General features: G+C 68.9%; 8 protein-coding genes. 6 read left to right on the top strand and 2 right to left on the bottom strand.

The genetic code is table 11. The features are described 5' to 3' along the window. Window positions 1-99: 99 nt before the first annotated feature. Window positions 100-1284, top strand: a complete 1185-nt coding sequence (locus AC31A1_RS02390; RefSeq protein WP_489651566.1) for a UDP-N-acetylglucosamine--N-acetylmuramyl-(pentapeptide) pyrophosphoryl-undecaprenol N-acetylglucosamine transferase — start codon at window positions 100-102, stop codon at window positions 1282-1284. Here the strand turns inward: AC31A1_RS02390 and AC31A1_RS02385 are convergent. After that, window positions 1265-1786, bottom strand: coding sequence for an NUDIX domain-containing protein (locus AC31A1_RS02385; protein ID WP_489651565.1), 522 nt, complete (start codon window positions 1784-1786; stop codon window positions 1265-1267). The two genes, AC31A1_RS02390 and AC31A1_RS02385, sit on opposite strands and share 20 nt — an antisense overlap. A gap of 161 nt (window positions 1787-1947) precedes the next feature. Here AC31A1_RS02385 and AC31A1_RS02380 point away from each other — a divergent pair, with 161 nt between their 5' ends. The 5 genes from AC31A1_RS02380 to AC31A1_RS02360 all read left to right on the top strand — a co-directional run bounded on the left by AC31A1_RS02380 (window position 1948) and on the right by AC31A1_RS02360 (window position 6966). Next, window positions 1948-3345 (top strand): phosphohexomutase domain-containing protein, encoded by a 1398-nt coding sequence (locus AC31A1_RS02380; RefSeq protein WP_489651564.1) that lies wholly within the window; start codon window positions 1948-1950, stop codon window positions 3343-3345. A gap of 209 nt (window positions 3346-3554) precedes the next feature. Continuing rightward, on the top strand, window positions 3555-3965 hold the full coding sequence (locus AC31A1_RS02375) for a hypothetical protein (protein WP_489651563.1): 411 nt from the start codon (window positions 3555-3557) through the stop codon (window positions 3963-3965). Window positions 3966-4021: 56 nt separating this feature from the next. Beyond that, window positions 4022-4360 carry a hypothetical protein gene (locus AC31A1_RS02370; protein ID WP_489651562.1) on the top strand — a complete coding sequence of 113 codons (339 nt, stop codon included), beginning with the start codon at window positions 4022-4024 and terminating at the stop codon, window positions 4358-4360. Next, a complete protein-coding gene (locus AC31A1_RS02365; RefSeq protein WP_489651561.1) occupies window positions 4360-6747 on the top strand; it encodes a phage portal protein in 2388 nt (795 codons plus the stop codon). Before AC31A1_RS02370 ends, AC31A1_RS02365 begins: the two co-directional genes overlap by 1 nt. Before the next feature lie 6 nt (window positions 6748-6753). Next, complete coding sequence (locus AC31A1_RS02360) at window positions 6754-6966, top strand: hypothetical protein (protein ID WP_489651560.1); 213 nt, start codon at window positions 6754-6756, stop codon at window positions 6964-6966. Here AC31A1_RS02360 and AC31A1_RS02355 read toward each other — a convergent pair. Continuing rightward, window positions 6950-7747, bottom strand: a complete 798-nt coding sequence (locus tag AC31A1_RS02355; RefSeq protein ID WP_489651559.1) for a DUF5677 domain-containing protein — start codon at window positions 7745-7747, stop codon at window positions 6950-6952. The genes AC31A1_RS02360 and AC31A1_RS02355 overlap by 17 nt on opposite strands. Window positions 7748-7800 lie beyond the last annotated feature (53 nt).

The raw sequence follows: 7800 nt of genomic DNA, 5'->3' as shown, positions 1-7800 counted from the left end.
CCACCCCCAGGACCCCACCGCAGCAGCCTGACCCCTGATCGCTCACGCAGGTGCCGGCACGCACGGCCGGCACCGCCACGACCACGAGAGCCCCCAACCATGACCTCACCCCGCACCCTCAACCTGGCCGTCACCGGCGGCGGCACCGGCGGCCACACCTACCCCGCCCTCACCACCATCACGACCCTCCGAGAGCGCCTCGACCAACAGGGCACCACGCTGAACGTCACCTGGTACGGCGACGCCCAGGGCCTCGAAGCCCGCATCTGCCAGACGCACGGCATCACCTTCCGCCCGATCGCGACTGGCAAGGTCCGCCGCTCCCTCAAACCGGCAGCCGTCCTGCGCACCCTCACCGACATGGCCCGCGTCCCCTACGGCGTCCTCCAGGCCGCCGGTTCGCTTGCCCGCCACCGCCCCGACGTGGTCCTGTCCACCGGTGGATACGTCGCCGTCCCCGTCGGACTCGGCGCTGCCCTCACCCGTCGCCCCCTGGTTATGCACGAACAGATCACAGCCGTGGGACTGGCCAACCGCGTCTTGGCCCGCGTCGCGACGGCCGTCGCCCTCAGCCACGACTCTTCCCGCGACGCCCTGCCGCGACGCGCTCGCGAACGGGCAACGACCACCGGAAACCCCGTGCGGTACGCGCTGCTGCACGGCGACGCGGGCAAGGCCCGAGCCGCCTATGGCCTCGACCCGGCCCTGCCGTTGATCTACGTGACCGGCGGCGCCCAGGGCAGCGCCCAGATCAATTCCCTCATCACCGACATCCTGCCGACGCTGCTCCCGGTCTGCCAGGTCCTGCACCAGTGCGGGCCCGACCACCATCAGCGGATGCTCGGACACGCCGCCGACCTCGACCTGCACCTGGGCCACCGCTACCGGCCCGTGCCCTACATCGACGGCGAACTCGCCGATGTCTTCGCCGCGGCAGACCTGGTCGTCTCCCGGGCAGGCGCCGGAACCCTGGCGGAGCTGACCGCCATCGGCAAGCCCTCCGTCCTCATCCCTCTGGAGCCCACGGCCGCCGACGAGCAGCGCCGCAACGCCGAGTACCTCGCCGAGCACGGCGCAGCCATCGCGATCACCAGGCCGGACGTCACCGCACAGCGACTCGGCGAGAGCCTCCAACGCCTGATCGAAGACGCCCATCAGCGCGAGGAGATGGCGGCCAAGGCCCGTACGCTCGGGCACCCCGACGCCGCCGACGCGCTCGCGGACCTGGTCCTCGCGCACGCCCGGCCCCGCCGGAAGGGCGGAACTAGGGGACGAGCCCGGTGACCTGCTCCGGGGCGGGATGCCCGTGCTCCAGGTAGACCGGGACACCGGACTTCTTCGCCGCCAGCGCCTCCTGAAGCCGACGGGCATCCGGAGGCGCCAGCCGGGCCACCGCCTCGCCGGGGTCCAGGAACGCCCACCCGCGCAGTTCGTCGTCCGGCGTCCGGAACTTCTCCTTGGTCTCCTCGTCGACCACGCCGCCGTCGAAGACGAAGACCAGTTCCTCGAAGAAGCGCCCGTCCTTCATCACCCAGTCCGAGACCAGCATCCGGCCGACCGGCAACGCAACGCCCAGTTCCTCGGCGACCTCGCGGGCGGCAGCCCGCTGCGGGGTGTCCTGCTGCGCGCTCTCCATCCCGCCGCCCGGGAAGAGCCACCGGTCCTTGTGGTAGGTCGGGTGCACCAGCAGGACCTTCTCCTCACGGTCCATGATCAGTACGCCCGAAGCCATCGGCCAGGTGTCGCGCGTGTACCCCTTGGACACCTCAGCGGTGTTCGTCGTCATACGGCTTGTCCCTCGTGCATCCCAAGAAGACGGCAGAAACAGCCATCATGCCGGGGCTCACCACCCCCACGCAGAGCACCCGCCGTGTTGTTACCAACGCCCCAGCCCGCCGCCCTGCACAGGGAACCCATCCCACCGGGACAGACCCGAAGAAGGGGATCATGCACCGCTGCCACCCGATCAAGGCGTACGACATCCGCGGCCATGTTGACGACGTCACGCCGGAACTCGCCCGCGCCGTCGGCGAGGCATTCGCCTACCTCACCGAGGCCACGACGATCGTCGTCGCCCACGACATGCGCCCCACCTCACCCGCCCTGGCCAACGCCTTCACCGCCGGCGTCACCGCGACCGGCACGGATGTCATCACCCTCGGGCTGGCCAGCACCGATCAGCTCTACTTCGCCTCCGGCACCCTGGACCTGCCCGCAGCGATGATCACCGCGAGCCACAACCCCACCTCGGACAACGGCATCAAACTGGTGGGCCCGGGGGCCAGCCCTATCGCCCGGGACACCGGGCTGGAGGACATACACACCTACCTCCATACCGGACAGCTTCCGCACCACCCACATTCCCGCCAGGCGCCTGCCTCCGCCGGGCGCGTGCACCCCGCAGACCTCCACGACGCGTACACCCACTACGTGCGCGGCCTGGTCGACCTCACTGGCATCCGCCCGCTGAAGGTCGTCATCGACGCGGGCAACGGCATGGCGGGCCACGTCCTCCCCGACCTCCTGGAGGACCTGCCCCTTACCGTCGTCCCCCTGTACTTCGAACTCGACGGCACCTTCCCCCACCATGACGCCGACCCCATGAACCCCGCCAACCTCACCGACCTACAGGCCGCTGTCGTCGCCAGCGGAGCCGATCTCGGGATCGCCTTCGACGGCGACGCCGACCGCTGCTTCATCCTCGACGAACACGGCGCTCCCGTACCGCCGTGCACGCTGCTTGCCTGGTTGGCTGCACGTCTTCTCGCTCGCAGACCGGGCGCCACGGTCGTCCACGACCTGCTCACCTCGGCCGGCACCATCGAAGCCATCACGGAAGCGGGCGGCACCCCAGTCCGGTCTCGTGTGGGGCACGCCTTCGTGAAGCTCGCGATGGAGGCCCACGGCGCCGCCCTCGGCGGGGAAGCGTCCGGCCACTACTACTTCGGCGACTTCTGGCACGCCGACTCCGGAGCCCTGGCAGCCCTCCACGTCTTGGACGTCCTCGGCCACGGCGACCAGACCGTGTCACACGCAACCGCCCCCTACCGGCGCTACGCCTCCTCCGGAGAGGTCAACCGGCGGGTGAAAGATGCCCCCGTGGTACTCGAAGCGGTTGAGAACGCCTTCGATGGGCGCGGGTTCATCGACCACCTCGATGGTCTGACGGTCTCCCTTGGCGGCGGCCGATGGTTCAACCTCCGTCCCTCCAACGTCGATCCCGTCGTCCGCCTGACCGTCGAAGCACCCACAAGCGAGGTGATGGCGGAACTCCGTGACGAAGTCCTCGCACTTCTTACCGGTACCCACGAACAGGACCTGCCCGCGTCTGCCCCGATTACATGATCTTGGTTGGGGGTTCGGTGTAACAGATCACGGCTGTTCGGCGTTCCGCGCTGTGAAAGGGGGGTTGGCCCTTGTGTCAACCCCGCCAGCGACGCAACGCGGAGGAATGGGTGGCGACTGCTACGGCTCCCCTATCACCGGCTGCGGGCCGGGCCTTCTGGCAGGAGCCCTTGTTCCCGTCACGGCCCGTCCCGGCGCCACAGACTCCAGTGAAGAAGGCGGAGACCAAAGTAGCGCCGCCCGCGCCTCCAGCCGAGCCCGCCGAGTCCCCGGAGCCGCCCCAAGACCTCTCGCACACCTGGGTCGTCGCCGCCGAGATCCAGGTCGAACCGCGCATCGCGAGCATCGCCGACTTCCGCGGCTCCTTCAAGACGGCTGCGGGTCAGCGCGTGGATGCGCTGGAGGTGTACTGCAAGGGCTGCCGCCGCCCGTACGACGAGGTGAAGGGCCAGGACTGCGAGGAGAAGGTGGACAACCGCCACCTGATTGGTGGGGACCAGTCCACGCGGAAGAAGCGCAAGGTCCCGCCGTCCCCGAAGGGCGCCACGATCATCCCCGGCGAGAAGGTCCAGCGGCGCGGCATCGGCGCCTATGTGGCTGGGGTCAGCCGTCCTCGGTGAGTAGGTGCCGGGCGAGCACGCGACACTAACCGCGCGCCGTACACATCGTGCGCGCCGTGAGTACACCGCCTGAAACACCCTCGCCGCGACGCCTCGCCCGTGAAGCCGCCGGACTTGTTCTCGTCGCCGTTGGCGTCCTCGTCGTGCTCGTCGCTCTGGGTGCGATGCACCCGGTGCTGAGTACCAGCGTGGCCGCGGTCGGAACCTTCGCGATCTTCCGTTTGCTGGCTCCGCCAAGGACCGAGATCGCTCGCGTCGTCGCCTCCGCCGTCAGCGTCGTCGTGGCTGCGTCCGCCGTCTGCTGCGCCTTCGTGTACTTCCCGCTCCTGGGGTGGGTCGAGGTCGGCGCAGGGATCACCGCGACAGGCATATGGCTGGCCAGTGAGGGGGCCTGATGCCGCGCCAGTTCCTGCCCGGCCTCCGCCGCCTCCTTGTCCCGCGCCCGGCCGTGCCGCTCGAAGAGAAGTCCGCCGGGCCCATCGGCAACTCGTACGTCTCCATGACCTACGCGGGCACCACCACCGTGTGGGGCACCGAGAATCGCGCCGCAGGCTGGGACCTCGACCGGGTGATCCAGGAGGGGTACGAGCGCTCGATCTGGACGTTCAAGGCGGTCGAAGCGATCTCCAAGCACCCTGGTGCGCTCACCGTCGAGATCGGCCGCGGCGGTGATGAGCGGCAGTTCGCGGAAACCCTCACCGACCATCCCCTCCTGCACGTCCTGAACGTCCGTGCGAACCCGCTGGAGCGGGCCACGGTCTTCAAGAAGCGCCTATCCGCACAGCTTCTGCTGTCGAAGAAGGGGGTGTTCGTTGAGATCACCCGCTCTCGGGCGGGCACGATCACTCGCCTCGATCTCCTCCCGCCCAACAGGGTGGAGCCGATTCCCGACCCGCACGGTGACTACGTCAAGCACTTCGAGTTCACGACGTACGACGGGAGGGTCCGTGAGCTGACTCCCAACCGTGTGGTCTGGCTCCGAGACCCGCACCCGACCGACCCGTTCTGTGGTGTCACCCCACTTGAGGCTGCGGGACTGTCCGTCGACCTGGACGTGAAGGCTCGGACCTACAACATCAACTTCATAGACAACGATTCGCGTCCGTCGGGGATTGTCGGCATCGACGTCGACGGACTCGATCAGCGGGAGATCGACCGTATCCAGCAGCGGCTTGCGCCCGGCGCGCAGCACGCGGGCGAGACCGTCGTCGTGGGCAGCGGGCCCGGCGGACTCGACTACGTCGACACCAGCACCCGGCCGCGCGACATGAACTACGAGACGCTGTCCAAGACCTCCAAGGACGAGATCCTTAGCGCGTTCGGCGTCCCGGAGTCCGTGGTCGGTAATGCGAGCGAGCGGACCTACGCGAATGCGGACCGAGAAGAGTGGAATTTCTGGCAGCACACCGAGTTGCCTCACCTCGCGCTGATCGCCTCGTCCTTCGATATGGATCTGGAGGACGGCTGGAAGCTCCGCTTCAAGACCTCCACCGTCGAGGCCCTGGAGTTCCCCCAGCGCCAGCGTCGCCAAGAAGCCCGTGAGGAGTGGAACGCCGGGCTGATCACCGCGGACGAGTACCGGGAGATCGCCGGCCGACGTCCCTTCGATGTGCCCCATACCCGCGCCCTGTGGATCAGTCCGCAGAAGGCGCCCGTGCCCGCGAACGAGCAGGATGCCGCTGCGCTCGGAGTCGCTCAGGACCCCGCCGGAGCCCTCGGCGCACCGGGCGGGCAGGCTCCCCCGCTGCCGCACTCCGGAGCTGGGCAAGGCGACACAGCGGCTGCCGCCGTCACCGAGGCCCGCGAACAGGTTCCGGCCGCTGGCGGGGACGCCACGGAGGACGTTGCCGCGGCACGGGAGTCGGTCACCGGCCCCCACGCGGACTCGGCTGCCGCCGCATTGGAACAAGCTCGCGACAGCCTCCCCCTCGCTCTTCCCGGCGACGCCGCTGAAGACGTTAGCGCCGCCCGCGGCCGGATCGAGGCCAAGGCACTGCCGCAGGAGCACGGATACGAGGTCACGGACGACGACTTCGATGGCTTGTCCATGGCCGTGGCCGCAGCCGTCACCGCCCTTCTGGCACGGCAGGAGGGCGTCATACTCGCCCGTCTCCGCGCGCCGAAGATCCGTAAGAACACTCGGTACTGGCAGCCGGAGAACGACGGCGACGTGCGGCACGCCGACGCCAACCTCGACCAGGACCGCGTCGTCGGCGCTGCACGCTGGGCCGAGGAGACCGCTGCAACGCTAACCCCGATCCTTCAGCAGGCCGCGACCGCGACCGCCCGCAAGGCGGGGCTCGCGCTGGCCGGTACCAACGCAGTGCCTCCGGCCGCGGGCGCGGCTGCACTGGTGTCCGCGGCGTACGCGGGTGAGACAGTCGCCGCAATGCTCCGTGACCTTGCCAACGTCCTGTTCGACGCGCAGCACGGAGCTGTTGTTCTCGACGACCTTGAGAACAAGGTCAGGTGGTTCTATCAGTCGGAGGCGCCCGCCATCGTCGCCCGGATCGCCGAGACCTGCGCCGTCGCCACCGTCAACGGCGCCGCGGACGCCTCAGCGGAGAATGCCGGCCCCGACGTCACACGTACCTGGATCACCCGCGGCGACGAGCGCGTACGCCCCGCGCACAAGGCCCTGAGCGGCAAGACGTTGGCCGTCGGCGCCCCGTACACGGTCGACGGCTTCCAGCTCCGCTATCCCGGCGATCCCTTCGCTCCGATCGCCCTCACGGTCAACTGCCGCTGCCGCCTTCGTTACGCCACCGACCCCGAGGAGTGACCGACCATGTGGGCCTACGTATGGATCGCCTGGACCGTGATGTTCGCCGTCGCCGAGGGCATCGCCCTGGCCAACAAGCGTGCCGGCGACACCCTCTCCGAGTACGTCCGCCACCTGTTCCGCACGCGCACCAGCAAGGCAGGGCGAGCCCTCTTCGCGGTGGGCTGGCTCGGCTTCTCCGGCTGGTTCGCCATCCACATCCTCACGGAGACGATGTGACGGAGCCCTTCTTGACGACGCGCTGGAAGTCGAACACCTCATCGGGGATGCCGAGATCCCGGATGGCATGCTCCACCACCTTCCGCATCGGATCGCCCTTGATCAGAGGGCTGACGGCCTTCGCCGCCTGGATCAGGGCCACCGGCACCCATACGACGTCGGAGGCCGTCTCGTGCTGGGCGGTGGCGTGGTAGCCGAGTCGTCCGTTCCGCTCGGAGACGTACGCGGAGGCCGTCTGCGCCGTCGTGTGGGAGTACGTGGAGTGGTGCCGGTAGATCGGGTACATCGCGGGGGTGCCGTACGCGATCAGCAGGTTACGGAAGACCGCCAGCTCGCCCACGAGCTTCTTGTGCAGCTTCTCGTCGGCCGCGTCGGCGAACTCCACCGGCGTCACGTCCACCTTGACCGGCTCCGCCAACTTCCAGAAGGTGTTCACGTCGTCCGCCAGCTTCTGCTGGCCGTCCTCCGTGTACGCGCGGAGCGCCCTCATGCCGGCGGCCCCGTTGTCCAGGAGCCAGTTCATTGCGTAGGCGTGCCCGATGAGGTTGCGCATCATGGGCATGGCCTCGGCCGAGAAGCCCTTGTCGAAGAGCAGGAGCATGCCCTCGGCCGTACGGTTCGCGAAGCGCCACCACCCGAGCATGGTGGGGAAGATGTCGGCGTGCTCCACGGGAATCTCGACGCCGTCGGCCACTGTGTCGGCGGCGGCCGTGATGAGGGTCGGCGTGATCGCCCGCACCCGCTTGATGCACTGCTTGTTGGGGCCAAACTTGTAGGTCACGACTGACGACTCTAGGCGCGGCTCCCCGCTGGCAGCCATGCGATTTCCGGGTG

Source organism: Streptomyces sp. P5F9, assembly GCF_057961495.1.
Note: the sequence above shows the minus strand (reverse complement) of the source record. Positions and strands in the feature narration are given on the sequence as shown.